Source organism: Micromonospora sp. NBC_00898 (assembly GCF_045207895.1).
Taxonomy (GTDB): domain Bacteria; phylum Actinomycetota; class Actinomycetes; order Mycobacteriales; family Micromonosporaceae; genus Micromonospora.
The window spans coordinates 1,557,268-1,572,986 of the sequence record NZ_CP108775.1; the positions used below are offsets into that span (position 1 = coordinate 1,557,268).

The following is a 15,719-nucleotide window of genomic DNA, read 5'->3' on the forward strand; positions in this document are numbered from 1 at the left end:
GTTACGGGCGCCGGGACGTTCCCTGCTTATACTTGCTGCACTGCAAGCATTCGCCTGCGGCCGGAGCGAGAGGGACCCCGTTGTCGTTCACCGTCACCTACGCTCAGCGGGCCGACGGTCGGGCGTGCCTGCGGCTCGCCGGTGAGCTCGACATGAGCACCGCCCCCCAGCTCAACGCCGCGATCGACCGGCTCGCCGCCGACGGCGAGCGGCACCTGCTGATCGACCTCACCGAGCTGACCTTCTGCGACTCGACCGGCATCGCCGCGTTCGTCCGCGGCGACAACCGGGCCTCGGCCGAGGGCGGCTGGCTGCGGGTCACCGGGGCCAGCGGGCGGGTGGAGCGGGTGCTGCAGGTGACCGGGCTCGCCGAGGTTCTCCGGTACGACGCGGACACGCCCGACCCGGCCTCGCCGGTCCGCCCGTGATGGGCTAGATTTCCCCGCCAGCAGGTGACCGAGAGGTCCCGTTCCGCCACTGACGCGAAGCAGGTAAACCCATGGGTCCAGCCAGCCCGAGCCCCGTTCGTATCCTGGTGGTGGACGACGACCCGGGCGACGTCCTGATGATCGAGGAGGCCCTCGAGGACTCCGACGTCGAGAAGGTCATCGACGTGGTCAACGACGGCCAGGAGGCGATGGAGTTCCTCCGGCGCGAGGGTCGGCACATCGCCGCCCAACGCCCCGACGTGATCCTGCTCGACCTGAACATGCCCCGGATGGACGGGCGGCAGGTGCTCGGCGAGGTGAAGCAGGACGAGGATCTGCGCACCATCCCGATCGTCGTGCTCACCACGTCGAACGCGGACACCGACATCGTCGGCAGCTACACCCTGCAGGCCAACGCGTACGTGACGAAGCCGATCGACCTGGACGACTTCAACGACGTGGTACGGCGGATCGACGAGTTCTTCGGCCGCGTGGTCGTGCTGCCCAAGCACTCCTGAGCCTCGTTCGTCCGGATCGCCGGGCCGGGATTGTCCACGGGTGGTCGCCGGCCGTCGACCACCCTCGGATGCTGAACATTTTTCCCGAACCGCCTCGGCGGTCGGCGGCAGCCCCGAGGATCGGCAGGTGGGGAAGTAACACCAGCTGCCTGGGGGGCGACAGTATGAGGTTCTCCGTCGTTGAGACCGGTTACGACCAGCGGCAGGTCGACTCCTGCCTGGACGAGCTGGGGATCCGGTTGACCCGGCTCGCGGCGCGGGCGGAGAGCGCCGCCGGCGCCGGCCGCGAGTGGGATCAGATCCGGCAGGAGGCGACCCACCTCTGCGACCTGCTCGACCGGCAGGGCGCGCCGGACGCGGGCGACGCGGCGGTCGTGCGGGCCGGCGCGACGGCGGTGGAGCGGGAGGCGGTCGCGCTGGTGGCGCTGGCCCGGGGCGAGCTCGACGCCGCCCGTGCCGAGGCCCGCCTGGTCCGGGAGCGGGCGTACGCCGAGGCGGTACAGGCGCGGCGCGACTTCGAGGCGGCGCTGCTGGCCCGCCGTCGGCGGGAGGCCCGGGTCGAACAGCTCCTCGCCGGCCTGACCGTGGATCCGGTACCGGCCGACACGCCGACGGCCGCCGCGGCGGTGCCGGCCAGCGGGGTCCCGGCCACCCGGCTGGCGACCGCTGCCACCGACGCCCAGGCTGGGCCGCCGTCGGAGCGGAGTGTGGCCTGACCGCGGCTCAGACGAGCGCGTTCACCACGGTGGTGGCCCGCTCCTCGTGCTGGGCGTACGCGTCGGGGAATGCGGAGACCTGCACGGCCTGGGCGGCCTCGGTGATGCTGAGGTCCGCCCAGCCGGGCACCTCGGCCAGCGCCGCGTAGAACGCCCGGGCCGCGTACGCCGGGCGCATCAGCTCGGCGACGGTGCCCCAGCCGCTGCTGGGCCGCTGCTGGAACAGCCCGACCGAGTCGTGGTCGGCGCCGCTGCCCTGGTGCGGGTAGTCGTAGGACTCCGGCAGCACGTCGCTGGCCAGGTTGTAGAGGTTGCTCTCCTGCATCGCGGTGGCGATGGCCACGATCAGCGCCCGGCGCGGCAGCTTCATGTCCCGGCCGACATCGACGATCACCTTGGCATTGTCCATCTGCCGCTGGTCGAGCCCGGCGACGGGCCGCGGGTGCTTCGGCCGGACCGGCTTGCGCGGGGCCTTCCTGGTCGGCTTCGGGCTGGGGGTGGCGACCGGGATCGGGGTGACCGGCACGGCGACCGGCGGGGCGGTCCGCTGGAAGTCCCGGGAGGCGCGCTGGTCGGCCGCGGCGCGGTCCGCGAGGACCTCGCGGACGGGCTCGTGGCGCTGGCCGGTTTCCCGGGCGCCGACGACGGCGACCAGGCCGAGACAGCAGGTCACGCCCGTGGCGACGGCGATCCGGGCGGAGGTGGAGGCGAGGGGTCCGCGGCGCGGCGGCTCGGGGGCCCGGTGCCGCCCGATCGTCCTTTCGGCTGATGCGACATCGGTGGGACGGTCGGTGGGCGTCGTCTCGGTCTGCTTCTGCTCGGGGGGGTCGTCGGGATGCACCCGCCGAGGCTAGAAAGCATCCCGCCGCTTGCCATCGGGTCGGTTGGTGGCATGCGCCACAATTTGCCATGATCCGCAGGGGCATTACCCTCGGTTGACCACGAAACCGGCTCATGACTCGTGTCGGGCTTGTCGGTTATATACGATCTTCCGGGGCTAACCGGTCGCGAGATCACCTGGGGTGCGAGAGGTGCCGGGCTCCTCCGTTCGGCCCATGCGGCGCGCGGCCGAACCGGCGGTCACCGCTCCGCCGGTGGTGCCGGTCCGCCCCACCAGTGCCTGGTCGACCCGGTTGTCGCCATCGGCCCGCCGGCGCCGCCCTCGGCTCGATACGATCCGGACGGTGACGGAGCGCGTGAGCGACGAGCGGACGACCGGTGCGTCCGGCGGTCGCCGGAGCCGCCGGGGATTGCTCGTCTGCCTGCTCGCCGTCCTGCTCGCCGCGCTGCTGGCCGGCCACCCCGCGGTTCCCAACGTGCACGGCTTCGGCAGCCTGCTGGACAGCGCCGCCCCACTGCTCGGCCTCGGCGTACCGCCGCTCGCGCTCGCCGCCCTGCTGCGCCGGTCCCGGCGGGCGCTCGCGGCGGTGCTGCTCCCGACGGTCGTCTGGGCGGCCCTCTACGGCGGCGAGTGGCTGCCGCCGGCGGCCGGGGCCGGCCCGACCGCGGTCCGCGTCGCCAGCCAGAACCTGCGGTCCGGCAATCCCGACCCCGCCGCCACCGTCGACCCGCTGGCCGCCTCCGGCGCCGACCTGATCGCGCTGCAGGAGGTCGACGACGAGGACCGGGTCGACGCCGCGCTGCGCCAGCGGTACCCGCACCGGGCCGCCGTGTCGACCGTCGCCCTGTGGAGCCGGTGGCCGATCCGGGACTCCACCGGCGTGGACACCGGCCTGGGCTGGACCCGGGCGCTGCGTGCCGTGGTCGCCGCCCCGGGCGGCGACCTGGTGGTCTACGTGGTCCACCTCGGCTCGGCCCGGGCCGGCCACACCGCCACCCGGGACGAGACCCTCGCGGCGTTGGCCTCGACCGTCCGCGCCGACCACGCCCCCCGGCTGGTCGTCCTCGGCGACCTGAACACCGCCACCACCGACCGGGTCTTCGGGCCGCTCACCCGGCTGCTGCGCGACGCGCAGGCCGACGCCGGGCAGGGCTTCGGCTTCACCTGGCCGGCGGAGCTGCCGGTCACCCGCCCCGACCACGTGCTCTACCGGGGACTCACCCCGACCGCGGCCGGCGTCCTGCACACGCCCGACAGCGACCACCGGGCGGTCACCGCCGGCTTCCGCTGGTGAGCCCGGAAGCTCAGTGCCGGCCGTTCTCCGCCGGGGTGACGGTGAGCCGGTGCCGGCTGTTGTCGCCGCTGGAGAACGGCCACAGCCGGTCCGCGTACGCGACCAGATCGGCCAGCTGCTCCCGGGTCAGCCCCGCCGAGGAGATCTCGGCGTGCACGTCGGCCCGGTACCGGCCGTCGTTGTCACGGCCGAGCTTCGCCTCCGCGGTCACCTGGACGGTGTGCGCCTCATCGGTGATCTTGCCGGCCGCCTCCACCGCCGCATGGTGCAGGCAGGACGCGAACGCGGCCGCCAGCAGCTGCTCGGGCCTCAGTCCGGTGCAGTGCGCCGCCAGTGGCGACGCCAGTGCGGTGGAGAGTCCGCCGTCGTCGGTGCGTACGTGACCGCCCGCTGCGGTCGCGGTGGCCTCGTGCAGCCAGGAACTCGGATCCGGCATCGCGTTCCTCCCGTCACTCACCCGCCCGGCTACCCGGCCCCCGCCGGGTGAAACCGGGCCGGCGGCCCGGGGGGAGGACTCAGCTGGCCCACTCCGTGGGCTGCCGGTCGACGGCCATCGCCTCGGTGGCGTCGGTGGCCGCCCGGTCGGTCCAGGGGGACACCAGCGCGGGACGCTGCCGGGGCGTCGCCGCCAGCATCGGCACGTAGACCCGGGCGTCCACCACTTCGGCGAGCAGCAGCGCGGCCATCAGGCTGCTGGGGCGCTGGGCCGGGTCGTCGGCCAGGCAGCGCCGGCACAGGTCGGCGACCTCCGCCGGCAGCCCCGCGATCTCCGGCAGCGGCTCCGGGGCCTGCCGCTTCCGCTCGCCCAGCAGTTGGGTGGTGCTGCTGGCGGCGTACGGCAGGCGGCCGGTCAGGCAGTAGTAGAGCAGCACACCGAGGGCGTACATGTCCGCGGCCGGGGTGGCCGGCTGCCGGTCCAGCTGCTCGGGGGCCAGGTAGGCGGGGGTGCCCACCACGATGCCGTCCGGGGTGTGGTCGGTCGAGCCGGTCGAGGTGGCGATCCCGAAGTCGAGCACTTTCACCCCCGACGGTGTGAGGATCACGTTGGCCGGCTTCACGTCGCGGTGCACGATGCCGTGCGCGTGCGCGGCGGCCAGCGCGGCGCTCACCTCGGCGCAGACCCGGACGGCGATCCGCCAGTCCAGCGGGCCCTCCCGCAGGTGGGCGGCGAGCGTCTCGCCCTCGGCCAGCTCCATCACGATGTAGGGCGCCTCCCGGCCGGGCACGGTGGTCGAGGTGCCGAAGTCGTGCACGCTGGCCACGTTCGGGTGCACCAGCCGGGCCGCCGAGCGGGCCTCGGCCCGGATCCGCTCCACCGACGTGGCCTCGTCGTCCAGGTTGGGCGAGATCAGCTTCACCGCCACCGTCCGGTCCAGCACCAGGTCGTGGGCCCGCCAGACCTCGGACATCCCGCCGATGCCGATGCGCTGTTCGAGCTCGTACCGCCCGCCCAGCGTTCTCATCGCCCACTCCTCGTCCTCGTGCCGCCCGGGAGGTGTTTCCCGGTGCTTCGGCAGGCGGTACCCGGGGCCCGAGCTGGGCAAACCGCCCCGGGTTTGCCGGCCGGGGGCGGCCGGGGCGGGGTAGCTTCCCCTGCAGGGGCACGGTGACCGTAGGTGTGGTCGGAAGCGCGGAGGGTGTGCGGGTGGCTGAGGTGCGTGTACGGTTCGTCGGCGGACCCGCCCACGACCTGGTCCGGGAGCTGCCGGCCGACCCCGACGGCGCGCCGCCGCAGCGCTGGATCATGCGCCATCCCGACCAGGCCCCGGCGCCGGCCGGCGGCGGACCGGACCACCTCTACGAGCGGGACCACCGGGACGGGTACGGCACCTGGACGATGCGCTTCGTCCGCACCGACCCGTTCGGCGCGACCGAGTGACGCCGCTGCTGGTCAGGCCGGTGCGCGGGTGGTGTCGAGGATGACCGAGGCGACCAGCTCCGGGTCGTCGTGCATCGGTACGTGGCCGCAGCCGGTGAGGTCGAGGTGGCGGGCCCCCGGCAGCCGGGTGCGGGCCACCGCGGCCTGCCGGTACGGCAAAATCCGATCCCGGGTGCCCCAGGCGACGGTCACCGGGACGGTAGGCACGCCGGCGAAGGCGTAGCCGCGGCCCGCCCGGGCCACCGCCCGGAAGGCGAGCGCGTCGCGCAGCGCCCGGGCGTCGGCCAGCGCCGCGTCGACGGTCATCCGGCCCGGCCGGGCCAGGATCATGCCGAGCGCCATGGTGCGCCCGGGCGCCGAGGCGAACAGCGACCGCAGCATCGGCGCGGGCAGCCGGGCCGCCGAGCGGTGCAGGCTCAGCACGGTCAGCGCCCAGCGCAGCTCCCGAACGGTGCAGAAGCCGGCGGGGGAGAGGGCGGTGGCCGAGGCGACCGCGCCGAGCGCGGCGAGTTCCAGGGCGATCGCCCCGCCGAGGCTGTTGCCGGCGACGTGCGGCCGCTCCAGGCCGAGAGCGGCGAAGAGTTCGACGATGCCCCGGACCAGACCCGGCATGTCCGGCGGCAGGCCGGCCGCCGGCACCGGGGACCGGCCGAAGCCGGGCAGGTCCAGCGCCAGCACGTCGTGCGCCTCCGTGAGCCGGTCCAGCACCGGCGACCAGGCCGCCCAGTGGTGCCCGATGCCGTGCAGCAGCACCAGCGGCGGCCCCGCGCCGCGCCGCTCGAAGACCACGTCCACCGGCACGCTCACCGGTCGACCCCCGCCGGAGTGCTCACCCCGAAACCGCGGCCCAGCGCTCGGGCCTGCTCCTCGATCAGCGGGACCGTGCTGGCCGCCGTACGCCCGATCAGCCGGTCCGCGAGCGGGCTGACCAGCAGCGACCGGACCGCCTGCACGGTGGCGACCGCGCGCGGGACGTACACCCGGCGCTGGCGACGCTCGACGGCCCGGACGAACGCGGCGGCGCACGCCTCGACGGACGTGGTGCGCCGCATCGGCCAGGGCAGCTTCGCCAGCGCCGTGGAGAACGCCGGCAGGTCCGCCCGGGCCTCGCGGACCAGGTCGGTGTCCACCCAGGACGGATGTGCGGTGCCCACCGCCACCCCCCGGTGCGCCAGCTCCAGGCGGATCGCGGTGCCGAAGTGCTCGACCCCCGCCTTCGAGGCGCAGTAGGCGGCCATCCCCGGCAACGCGGCGAACGCCGCGGCGGAGGAGACGATCAGCAGGTAGCCGCGGCGGGCGGCGAGCGCCTCGACGGTCGCGGCGGCCGTCCGCATCACGCCGACCAGGTTGACCTCGACGGTCCGGACCAGCGCCTCGATGTCGCCCACGGCGATGGTGCCCCGGTTGGCCACCCCGGCGTTCGCCACCACGGCGTCGATGCCGCCGAGGGCCGCGACGGTCCCGTCGGCCGCCGCCCGCAGGGCGACCTGGTCGGTGACGTCGGCGGGAAACCAGACGTGACCGGGGCCCAGCTCGGCGGCGAGCGCGGCGAGCCGGTCCGCCTCCAGGCCGACCAGGGCGAGCCGGGCGCCCCGGGCCGCGGCCAGCCGGGCGGTGTGCGCCCCGATGCCACGGGCCGCCCCGGTCACCAGGACGACCTTGCCGGTCAGCGGGCCGCTGCGAGCACCGTCGATGGACATGCCGGCAAGTTACCACCGGGTAGCCGGCTGCGGAAGGGCCGCCGGACGCGCCACCGGCCAGGCCCGCACGCCCTGCCCGGCCAGCCACCGCGGGCCGTCGGCATCACGGACCAGCGCGGCCACCGCGAGCATCGCGGCCCGCGCCGCGTCCGGCGCGGCGACCGTCACCGCCGTCCACGGCGAGGCCGGCGCCCCTCCGGTTCGCGGATCGCGCACTCCGCCGCCGTCCGCCCGGAGCCCGTCGGCGGTGACCAGCGCGCCACCGGCCAGCGCGACCGGCCCGCCGTCGACCGCCACCGGCCAGCCGCCCTCCGGCGCCGGCCCGGCGGCCGCGATCCGGGAACCGACGGCGACCAGCACCCCGGTCCGGTGCCGGGCCGCGACCTGCTCGGCGCAGCGCTGCACCAGGTACGCGGTGGCCGTGCCGCCCAGGTCCAGCCACCTCGGCGGCGGCACCGCCAACCGCTCCCCGCGCAGCGCCACCGCCCGCCAGTCCGCCGCCGGGCCCACCGATCCCACCCCGGCGCCGCAGACCGGCAGCGGCCCCCGGACGGCCGTCCCGCGCAGCCGGGCCGCGCCGATGGTCGGGTCCACCGCGTCGCCGCTGGCCTCGGCCGCGCCCAACGCCACCGCCACCAGGTCCCGCAGCAGCGGGCCGACCGGCACGGGTCGACCGGCGGCGTGGTGCGCCCGGGCCAGCTCCGCCTCGGCGGTGCGCAGCGCGGCCAGCCGGCCCGCGACCGCGCGCCGGGCCGTCGGCAGCACCGTCCGCTGGGTCACCGCGACCCGCACCGGCCGGCCCCGCCACCACCAGCGGACCTCGAAGGTCCCGTTCAGGCTCATGCCGGCAGCCTGCGTCCCGTGGCTGGAGGGCACGTGGGTCGGACCTGTGGCCGCGCTGTGCGCCCGGCCGTACCGGCCTCGCGTGCGCGCGGGAGCGCCCCGGCGGGGCCGCACAGCTGGTACACAGGATCGGGACAGGCCCGGCACAGCGGAGCGACCCACGATGGGGGACATGGTCATGGAGGGGCAGGCCGCGCAGGGCCGGATCGAGCTGCGCCGACCGGACGGCGAGCCGGTCCGGGTGCTGGTGGTCGACGACGAGCCGACGCTTACCGATCTGCTGTCGATGGCCCTGCGCTACGAGGGCTGGCAGGTCCGCAGCGCCGGCAACGGGATGGCCGCGCTGACCACCGCCCGGCAGTTCCAGCCCGACGCGGTGGTGCTCGACGTGATGCTGCCCGACCTGGACGGCTTCCAGGTCCTGCGCCGGCTGCGCGAGCAGACCCCGACCGTGCCGGTGCTCTTCCTCACCGCCCGGGACGCGGTGGAGGAACGGATCGCCGGGCTCACCGTCGGCGGCGACGACTACGTCACCAAGCCGTTCAGCCTGGAGGAGGTGATCGCCCGGCTGCGCGCGCTGCTGCGCCGCTCCGGCTTCGCGGTCGCCACCCGGGAGGACGCCGTGCTCACCGTCGGCGACCTCAGCCTGGACGAGGACAGCCACGAGGTACGCCGGGGCGGCGACCTGATCACCCTCACCGCGACCGAGTTCGAGCTGCTCCGCTATCTGATGCGCAACCCGCGCCGGGTGCTGAGCAAGGCGCAGATCCTCGACCGGGTCTGGAACTACGACTTCGGCGGCCAGGCCAACGTCGTCGAGCTCTACATCTCGTACCTGCGGAAGAAGATCGACGTGGGCCGCGGCCCGATGATCCACACGTTGCGCGGCGCGGGGTATGTCCTCAAGCCCGCGGAGTGACCGACCCGGGCGGCTGCGGCGCCGGCTGGCCGGCTGGTCCCTGCGCCGCCGGCTGGTGCTCTCCGTGGTGGCGCTGCTCGCCCTGGTCAGCATCGGCATCGGCGGTCTCACCACGGTCGCCCTGCGGCACTTCCTGATCGTCCAGGTCGACAACCAGCTCACCGCCGGCGACCGCCGGCAGCAGGACCTCCCGCCATGGTTCCGGGAGCAGCCCGATTGGACCCGGACGGCGGATCAGCAGCGGGCCCCCGATCCCCCGCCCGGCTTCCCGCCAGAATCGGTAGCGGTCAAGGTGGTGGCCGGCCAGGTCGTGTCGAGCCGGATCCGGACCACCGCCGGACCGGCCGAAGACGTCCCGGCCAGCGAGGTGGCCCCGCTGACCCGGCAGCCCACGGACGGGCAGCCTCGCACCCTCGACCTCGGTGACCGGGGCGACTACCGGGCGGTGGCCCGGCAGGTGTCCGACGGGGACATCCTGATCTTCGCGATCCCGCTCGCCCAGGTGCAGGAGACGGTGATGTGGATGATCCTCGCCCAGGCCGGCGTGGTCACCGCCGGGCTGATCATCGCCGGCAGCCTGGGCGCGCTCATCGTCCGGGCCGCGCTGCGCCCGCTGAACCGGGTGGCGGCCACCGCCACCCGGGTCACCGAGCTGCCGCTGGACCGGGGCGAGGTGGCGCTGTCGGTGCGGGTGCCGGAGGCCGACACCGACCCGCGTACCGAGGTGGGCCAGGTGGGCGGCGCGCTCAACCGGATGCTCGGGCACGTCGCCGCCGCGCTCGCCGCCCGGCAGGCCAGCGAGACGCGGGTACGCCAGTTCGTCGCCGACGCCAGCCACGAGCTGCGGACCCCCCTCGCTGCCATCCGCGGGTACGCCGAGGTGGCCCGGCGCGGCCGGGACCGGGTGCCGCCGGACGTGGCCCACGCGCTGCGCCGGGTGGAGTCGGAGAGCACCCGGATGACCAGCCTCGTCGACGACCTGCTGCTGCTGGCCCGGCTCGACTCCGGCCGGCCGCTGGCGGCCGAGCCGGTCGACCTGACCGCGCTGGTCGTCGACGCGGTCAGTGACGCGCACGTGGCCGGCCCGGAGCACCGCTGGCAGCTCGACCTGCCCGATGAACCGATGGCCGTCACCGGGGACGCGGCGCGGCTGCACCAGGTGGTGGCGAACCTGCTCGCCAACGCGCGGGTGCACACCTCACCCGGCACGACCGTGACCACCCGGCTGGCCCCGGTCGCCGGCGGGGTCGAGCTCAGCGTCGCCGACGACGGGCCGGGCATCCCGCCGGACCTGCAGCAGGAGGTCTTCGAGCGGTTCGCCCGGGGGGACAGCTCCCGGTCGCGGGCGCACGGCAGCACCGGCCTCGGCCTGGCCATCGTCGCCGCCGTGGTGGAGGCCCACCACGGCCGGGTCGACGTGGCCAGCCGTCCCGGCCACACGGTCTTCACCGTGTGGCTGCCGGCGGCCACCGCCGACGGCCCGCCGACTGCCACCGCCGCGGGGCGGCCGGATGCCACCCGCGACGGGCGGCCGGATTCCACAGCCGACGCATAGGCCGCTCACGGGAGCGGGCCAGCGGGCTCCCCGAGGCTTGCCGCCATGGACAGAACAGAGAGCCTGCTGACCGCGCCCGCGACCGGGTCGCCCACCCCGGCGCCCACCCCGGCCGCCCCGTCGTCGCCCACGCCCGTCGCGGCCGAGCCCGCAGCCGTCCGGCTCGACGGCGACCGCCCGCCACCCGAGCCGGCGCCGACCGATCCCCGGTGGGCCCGGTCGGCCCTGCTGGCCCTCCTGCTCGCCACCGGACTGCTCTACCTGTGGGGCCTGGGCGAATCCGGCTGGGCCAACTCGTTCTACTCGGCGGCCGTGCAGGCCGGCTCGGAGAGCTGGAAGGCGTTCTTCTACGGCTCGTCCGACGCGGCCAACTCGATCACCGTCGACAAGACCCCGGCGTCACTGTGGCTGATGGCCCTCTCCGTCCGGGTCTTCGGGCTGAGCGGCTGGTCGATCCTGGTGCCCCAGGCGCTCCTCGGCGTCGCCTCGGTCGGCGTGCTGTACGCGGCCGTCCGGCGCTGGTACGGCCCGCTCGCCGGACTGATCGCCGGCGCGGTCCTCGCGACCACCCCGGTCGCCACGCTGATGTTCCGGTTCAACAACCCCGACGCCCTGCTGGTGTTCCTCCTGGTCGCCGCCGCGTACGCCACGGTGCGCGCGGTGGAGACGGCCAGCACCCGGTGGATCACCCTGGTCGGCGCGCTGGTCGGCCTCGGCTTCCTCACCAAGATGCTCGAGGCGTTCCTGGTGGTCCCGGTCTTCGCCGGGGTGTACCTGCTGGCCGCTCCGACCCGGCTGTGGCGCCGGGTGTGGCAGCTGCTGCTGTCCGGGCTCGCCGTGGTGGTCACCGCCGGCTGGTGGGTGGCGGTCGTCGAACTGGTCCCGGCGAGCGCCCGTCCCTACATCGGCGGGTCGCAGCACAACAGCATCCTGGAGCTGACCCTCGGCTACAACGGCCTCGGCCGGATCACCGGCGACGAGGAGGGCAGCGTCGGCGGCGGCCGGACGGGCGGCGGCGGTCCGTTCGCCGGGCAGACCGGCTGGCTGCGGATGGTCGACACCGAGGTCGGCGGCCAGATCTCCTGGCTGCTGCCGGCCGCGCTGATCCTGCTGGTGGCGGGCCTGCTGCTGGTGGGCCGGGCGGCGCGGACCGACCGGCGGCGGGCCGGTCTGGTGCTCTGGGGCGGCTGGCTGCTGGTGACCGGGCTGATCTTCAGCTTCATGTCCGGGATCTTCCACGCCTACTACACCGTGGCGCTCGCCCCGGCCGTCGGCGCGCTGGTCGGCATCGGGACCGTCCTGCTGTGGCGGGAACGCCCCGTCGTCCCGGCCGCCGGCCCGGTGCCGCCGATCGGTCCGACCTCGCCGGAGGCTCCGGCCCCTTGGGCGGGACGTTCCGGGTCCGGCCCCGTCCGGCACCGGGCGCTCGCGGCGACCGCCACCCTGGCCGTCACCCTCGTGGTCACCGCGTGGTGGTCGTGGCGGCTGCTCGGCCGCAGCGCCGATTGGCACCCGTGGCTACGCACCGCAGTGCTGGTCGTCGGGCTGGCCACGGCCGTGCTGATCGTGCTCGCCGGCCGGCTGCCCCGCCGGGCCACCCTGGTGCTGCTCGCGTTCGGCGCGGCCGTGGCGCTGGCCGGGCCGGTCGCGTACTCGCTGGAGACCGCCTCGACGCCACACACCGGCGCGATCCCGACCGCCGGGCCGGTCGTGCAGGGCGCCTTCGGGCCCGGCCGGGGCGGTTTCCCCGGTGGCCGGCCGCCCGCCGGCATGGAGCTCCCCGGCGGCCAGGTCCCCGGCTTCCCGGGTGGCGGCCGGAACGCCGGCACGGGCCAGAACGGCGGCACCGGCCCGAATGGACAGTTCCCGGGCTTTCCCGTTGGCGGCCCGGGACAGCTGCCCGGCGGTGACGGACGCTCGGCGCGCGGTGGAGGCATGGGCGGGCTGCTCGACGCCCGCGAGCCGAGTGCCGAGATGACCTCCCTGCTGACGGCCGACGCGGACGCCTACACCTGGGTGGCGGCGACGATCGGATCGAACAACGCCTCCGGCTACCAGCTGGCCACCCAGCGGCCGGTGATGGCGATCGGCGGCTTCAACGGCAGTGACCCGTCGCCGACGCTCGCCCAGTTCCAGCGGTACGTCGCCGACGGGCGGATCCACTACTTCGTCGGCGGTGGCGGGTTCCGGGCCAACGGAGGCAGCTCGGCCTCCCAGGAGATCGCCTCGTGGGTCGCCGAGAACTTCACCGCGAAGACCGTCGACGGGGTCACCGTCTACGACCTGACCAGCGGAAGGCAGGGCTGAGCGATGACGTACCCGAGTGCTCCCCGGGCGGCGGTGCGGGCCCGGCCGACGACGCCCACGGCCGTGCTGGACGTGGTGGTGCCGGTTCACAACGAGGAGGCCGACCTCGGTCCCTGCGTCCGGCGGTTGCACGCCCACCTGACTGCGCACTTCCCGTACCCGTTCCGGATCACCGTGGCGGACAACGCCAGCGTCGACGGCACCCTCGCGGTGGCCGAGGCGCTCGCCGGGGAGCTGCCCGAGGTGGGGGTGCTGCACCTGGACGCCAAGGGCCGCGGCCGGGCGCTGCGGGCGGCTTGGTCGGCGTCGCCGGCGCCGGTGCTGGCGTATATGGACGTGGACCTCTCCACCGACCTGGCGGCCCTGCTGCCGCTGGTCGCGCCGCTCCTCTCCGGCCACTCCGACCTGGCGATCGGCACCCGGCTGGCGCGGACCAGCCGGGTGGTCCGGGGCGCCCGGCGGGAGGTGATCTCCCGGGGCTACAACCTGCTGCTGCGCGGCGCCCTGGCGGTGCGTTTCTCCGACGCCCAGTGCGGGTTCAAGGCGATCCGCGCCGACGTGGCGGCCGGGTTGCTGCCGCTGGTGCGGGACTCCGGCTGGTTCTTCGACACCGAGCTGCTGGTCCTCGCCCAGCGGGCCGGCCTGCGCATCCACGAGGTGCCGGTGGACTGGGTGGACGACCCGGACAGCCGGGTGGACATCGTGTCCACCGCCCTGGCCGACCTGCGGGGCATCGGCCGGCTGGCCCGGGCCCTGGTCACCGGGGCGCTGCCCCTGGCGGAGCTGCGCGCGCAGCTCGGTCGGGCGCCGCTGACCGCGCCACCGGCGCAGGTGCCGGCCGGGTTGCTCCGGCAGCTCGCCCGGTTCGCCGCGGTGGGGGTGGCCAGCACGCTGGCGTACCTGGTGCTGTTCGTGGCGACCCGGGGCGCGCTGGGGGCGCAGGCGGCGAACCTGCTGGCCCTGCTGGTGACGGCGGTGGCCAACACCGCCGCGAACCGCCGGCTCACCTTCGGCATCTCCGGCCGCCGGCACGCCGCCCGCCACCAGCTGCAGGGCCTGCTCGCCTTCGCCCTCGGCCTGGCGCTGACCAGCGGCTCGCTCGCCGCCCTGCACGCGGCGGCCGCCGCTCCGCCCCGCCCGCTGGAACTGGCGGTCCTGGTGGCCGCCAACCTGGCCGCCACCGCCCTCCGCTTCGCCCTCCTCCGCCTGGCCATGCACCACCACCGTCCCTGACCCGTCCCGGCGTGGCAGGGTGGTGGCATGTATCGGGAGCGGGCGGCGGTGGGGGTTCGCGGGGCGGTGCTGTGGAGCAGCGTCGCCGAGGGCGGCGCGCCGACCCGGGTGCTGCCGGACGGCTGCCTGGACCTGCTCTGGTCCAGCCGGGCCGGCCTGCTGGTCGCCGGTCCCGACCGCACCGCCCACCTGTCCACCAGCGCGCCGGGGGAGCGGTGGGTGGGACTGCGGCTACCGCCCGGCACCGGTCCCGCGGTCCTCGGGGTGCCCGCCGACGACCTGCGCGACCTGCGCGTTCCGCTGGTCGACCTCTGGGGGCGGTCCGCCGCCGAGCTGGCGGACCGGATGTCCGACCCCGGGTCCGACCCCGGCGGTGCCGCGCGGATCGCCGCCGCGCTGGAGGCGGTCGCGGTAGCGCGGCTGCGGGCCGCCGGCGGCCCGGACCCGCTCGCCGCGCGGGTCGCCGCCCGGCTGGCGGCCGGCGCCCCGGTCGCCGCCACCGCCGCCGAGGTCGGCCTGGGCGGGCAGGCGCTGCGCCGCCGTTGCCAGCCCCTCTTCGGGTACGGCCCGAAGACCCTCGCCCGCATCCTCCGGATGCGCCGCGCCGTCGCGCTGGCCCGGGCCGGTACGCCGTTGGCCGAGGTGGCCGCCCGCGCCGGGTACGCCGACCAGGCACATCTCACCCGGGAGGTCCGCGAGCTGGCCGGCGTGCCCCCGACCCGGCTGCTGGCGAGCTGACCGGGCGCCGTTCAGTCGGCGGCCAGCGGCGCGAACAGGTCCACCCCGGTGCCGTCGGGGTCGTGCAGGACGGCGTACCGCTGTCCCCACTCGGCGTCCCACGGCGGCAGGTGACCGTGGAACCCGGCGCCGGTCAGCTCCGCGTACCACCGGTCGACCTCGGCGGGGTCGGCGCACCGGAACGCCAGGTTCGCCCGGGAACTGCCGGTGGGCGGGGTGAAGTCCGGGTCGAAGCCGCGCAGCGTGTCGACGGAGTCCCAGGCCAGCCGGATGCCGCCGGCCAGGGTCACCTCCACGTGCGGCTCGTGTTCGGCGCCGGGCGGGACCGGCACCCCGAGCCGCCGGTAGAAGTCGAGCGTCCGGGCCATGTCGGTGACCGCCAGGCCGATGAGGTCGAAGTGAGGTGTCATGGCGGTCACGGTAGGGGCGGACGGGGCCGGTCGTCTTGAACGGAACGGACGTGGGCGCAGTGACCGGTGTGTCCTTCACGATCGGGCCGCGCGGCGTACGGTGTCAAGGAGACAAGTCCGGCTTAAAGGGCCAAATGCCTCATCGTGGCCGGCCTCCATGACGGCGAGGGAAGGGAGCAGCCGGTGATGCATCTGGCCTACCTGGACGCGGGGTCCGGCAGCCTGATCGTGCAGGCGGTGGTCGGCGGGGTGGCCGGAGCGGCGGTGGCGGCCAAGCTCTACTGGCGCCGGCTGGTCGCCCGGTTCCGGCGTCAGCCCACCGACCAGCGCTGAACGGG

At 75.6% G+C, this 15,719-nt stretch carries 18 protein-coding genes; 11 read left to right on the plus strand and 7 right to left on the minus strand.

Annotated elements, in window-relative coordinates:
- The first annotated feature begins 80 nt into the window (after positions 1–80).
- The 3 genes from OG799_RS07500 to OG799_RS07510 all read left to right on the plus strand — a co-directional run bounded on the left by OG799_RS07500 (position 81) and on the right by OG799_RS07510 (position 1,662).
- Positions 81–428 (plus strand): STAS domain-containing protein, encoded by a 348-nt coding sequence (locus OG799_RS07500; protein WP_406044325.1) that lies wholly within the window; start codon positions 81–83, stop codon positions 426–428.
- Between the two features lie 71 nt (positions 429–499).
- On the plus strand, positions 500–946 hold the full coding sequence (locus OG799_RS07505) for a response regulator (protein WP_406044326.1): 447 nt from the start codon (positions 500–502) through the stop codon (positions 944–946).
- A 164-nt stretch (positions 947–1,110) separates the two neighbouring features.
- Positions 1,111–1,662 (plus strand): ATPase, encoded by a 552-nt coding sequence (locus OG799_RS07510; protein WP_406044327.1) that lies wholly within the window; start codon positions 1,111–1,113, stop codon positions 1,660–1,662.
- A 7-nt stretch (positions 1,663–1,669) separates the two neighbouring features.
- On the opposite strand, the gene OG799_RS07515 is transcribed toward OG799_RS07510, so the two are convergent.
- Positions 1,670–2,503, minus strand: coding sequence for a hypothetical protein (locus tag OG799_RS07515; RefSeq protein ID WP_406044328.1), 834 nt, complete (start codon positions 2,501–2,503; stop codon positions 1,670–1,672).
- Between the two features lie 343 nt (positions 2,504–2,846).
- Here OG799_RS07515 and OG799_RS07520 point away from each other — a divergent pair, with 343 nt between their 5' ends.
- The gene (locus OG799_RS07520) at positions 2,847–3,797 is read left to right on the plus strand and encodes an endonuclease/exonuclease/phosphatase family protein (RefSeq protein WP_406044329.1); all 951 of its coding nucleotides are present in this window, start codon (positions 2,847–2,849) and stop codon (positions 3,795–3,797) included.
- Between the two features lie 10 nt (positions 3,798–3,807).
- Here OG799_RS07520 and OG799_RS07525 read toward each other — a convergent pair whose 3' ends face one another.
- Together OG799_RS07525 and OG799_RS07530 are read right to left on the minus strand one after the other, a co-directional pair.
- Entirely contained in the window at positions 3,808–4,233 is a 426-nt protein-coding gene (locus OG799_RS07525) for an OsmC family protein (RefSeq protein ID WP_089014850.1), read from the minus strand.
- Positions 4,234–4,312: 79 nt separating this feature from the next.
- Positions 4,313–5,260, minus strand: a complete 948-nt coding sequence (locus OG799_RS07530) for a serine/threonine-protein kinase (RefSeq protein ID WP_406044330.1) — start codon at positions 5,258–5,260, stop codon at positions 4,313–4,315.
- Positions 5,261–5,442: 182 nt separating this feature from the next.
- Here OG799_RS07530 and OG799_RS07535 point away from each other — a divergent pair, with 182 nt between their 5' ends.
- Positions 5,443–5,676, plus strand: a complete 234-nt coding sequence (locus OG799_RS07535) for a hypothetical protein (RefSeq protein WP_406044331.1) — start codon at positions 5,443–5,445, stop codon at positions 5,674–5,676.
- Between the two features lie 12 nt (positions 5,677–5,688).
- Here the strand turns inward: OG799_RS07535 and OG799_RS07540 are convergent, their stop codons facing one another.
- The 3 genes from OG799_RS07540 to OG799_RS07550 are packed head-to-tail and all read right to left on the minus strand — an operon-like array spanning position 5,689 to position 8,219.
- Positions 5,689–6,483, minus strand: a complete 795-nt coding sequence (locus tag OG799_RS07540; protein ID WP_406044332.1) for an alpha/beta fold hydrolase — start codon at positions 6,481–6,483, stop codon at positions 5,689–5,691.
- Positions 6,480–7,376: an SDR family oxidoreductase gene (locus OG799_RS07545; RefSeq protein WP_406044333.1), complete on the minus strand. Its 897-nt coding sequence runs from the start codon at positions 7,374–7,376 to the stop codon at positions 6,480–6,482. Before OG799_RS07545 ends, OG799_RS07540 begins: the two co-directional genes overlap by 4 nt.
- Positions 7,377–7,385: 9 nt before the next feature.
- A complete protein-coding gene (locus tag OG799_RS07550) occupies positions 7,386–8,219 on the minus strand; it encodes an FAD:protein FMN transferase (protein WP_406044334.1) in 834 nt (277 codons plus the stop codon).
- 178 nt (positions 8,220–8,397) lie between these two features.
- Here OG799_RS07550 and OG799_RS07555 point away from each other — a divergent pair, with 178 nt between their 5' ends.
- The 5 genes from OG799_RS07555 to OG799_RS07575 are packed head-to-tail and all read left to right on the plus strand — an operon-like array spanning position 8,398 to position 14,971.
- Entirely contained in the window at positions 8,398–9,138 is a 741-nt protein-coding gene (locus OG799_RS07555) for a response regulator transcription factor (RefSeq protein WP_406046230.1), read from the plus strand.
- Positions 9,116–10,693 carry a sensor histidine kinase gene (locus OG799_RS07560; RefSeq protein WP_406044335.1) on the plus strand — a complete coding sequence of 526 codons (1,578 nt, stop codon included), beginning with the start codon at positions 9,116–9,118 and terminating at the stop codon, positions 10,691–10,693. The genes OG799_RS07555 and OG799_RS07560 overlap by 23 nt, the downstream gene beginning before the upstream one ends.
- Positions 10,694–10,738: 45 nt before the next feature.
- Positions 10,739–13,000, plus strand: a complete 2,262-nt coding sequence (locus OG799_RS07565; RefSeq protein WP_406044336.1) for a glycosyltransferase family 39 protein — start codon at positions 10,739–10,741, stop codon at positions 12,998–13,000.
- Positions 13,001–13,003: 3 nt separating this feature from the next.
- The gene (locus OG799_RS07570; RefSeq protein ID WP_406044337.1) at positions 13,004–14,233 is read left to right on the plus strand and encodes a glycosyltransferase; all 1,230 of its coding nucleotides are present in this window, start codon (positions 13,004–13,006) and stop codon (positions 14,231–14,233) included.
- A gap of 27 nt (positions 14,234–14,260) precedes the next feature.
- Positions 14,261–14,971, plus strand: a complete 711-nt coding sequence (locus tag OG799_RS07575; RefSeq protein ID WP_406044338.1) for a helix-turn-helix domain-containing protein — start codon at positions 14,261–14,263, stop codon at positions 14,969–14,971.
- Between the two features lie 11 nt (positions 14,972–14,982).
- On the opposite strand, the gene OG799_RS07580 is transcribed toward OG799_RS07575, so the two are convergent.
- Positions 14,983–15,381, minus strand: coding sequence for a VOC family protein (locus OG799_RS07580; RefSeq protein ID WP_406044339.1), 399 nt, complete (start codon positions 15,379–15,381; stop codon positions 14,983–14,985).
- 183 nt (positions 15,382–15,564) lie between these two features.
- Between OG799_RS07580 and OG799_RS07585 the strand changes: the two genes are divergently transcribed.
- Positions 15,565–15,714, plus strand: a complete 150-nt coding sequence (locus tag OG799_RS07585) for a hypothetical protein (protein ID WP_165439974.1) — start codon at positions 15,565–15,567, stop codon at positions 15,712–15,714.
- Positions 15,715–15,719 lie beyond the last annotated feature (5 nt).

Coding starts and splice junctions, on each gene's coding strand:
- OG799_RS07505 (WP_406044326.1), top strand. CDS start 500: ATGGGTCCAGCCAGCCCGAGCCCCGTTCGTATCCTGGTGGTGGACGAC.
- OG799_RS07510 (WP_406044327.1), top strand. CDS start 1,111: ATGAGGTTCTCCGTCGTTGAGACCGGTTACGACCAGCGGCAGGTCGAC.
- OG799_RS07525 (WP_089014850.1), bottom strand. CDS start 4,233: ATGCCGGATCCGAGTTCCTGGCTGCACGAGGCCACCGCGACCGCAGCG.
- OG799_RS07530 (WP_406044330.1), bottom strand. CDS start 5,260: ATGAGAACGCTGGGCGGGCGGTACGAGCTCGAACAGCGCATCGGCATC.
- OG799_RS07545 (WP_406044333.1), bottom strand. CDS start 7,376: ATGTCCATCGACGGTGCTCGCAGCGGCCCGCTGACCGGCAAGGTCGTC.
- OG799_RS07550 (WP_406044334.1), bottom strand. CDS start 8,219: ATGAGCCTGAACGGGACCTTCGAGGTCCGCTGGTGGTGGCGGGGCCGG.
- OG799_RS07555 (WP_406046230.1), top strand. CDS start 8,398: ATGGAGGGGCAGGCCGCGCAGGGCCGGATCGAGCTGCGCCGACCGGAC.
- OG799_RS07560 (WP_406044335.1), top strand. CDS start 9,116: ATGTCCTCAAGCCCGCGGAGTGACCGACCCGGGCGGCTGCGGCGCCGG.
- OG799_RS07565 (WP_406044336.1), top strand. CDS start 10,739: ATGGACAGAACAGAGAGCCTGCTGACCGCGCCCGCGACCGGGTCGCCC.
- OG799_RS07570 (WP_406044337.1), top strand. CDS start 13,004: ATGACGTACCCGAGTGCTCCCCGGGCGGCGGTGCGGGCCCGGCCGACG.
- OG799_RS07575 (WP_406044338.1), top strand. CDS start 14,261: ATGTATCGGGAGCGGGCGGCGGTGGGGGTTCGCGGGGCGGTGCTGTGG.
- OG799_RS07580 (WP_406044339.1), bottom strand. CDS start 15,381: ATGACACCTCACTTCGACCTCATCGGCCTGGCGGTCACCGACATGGCC.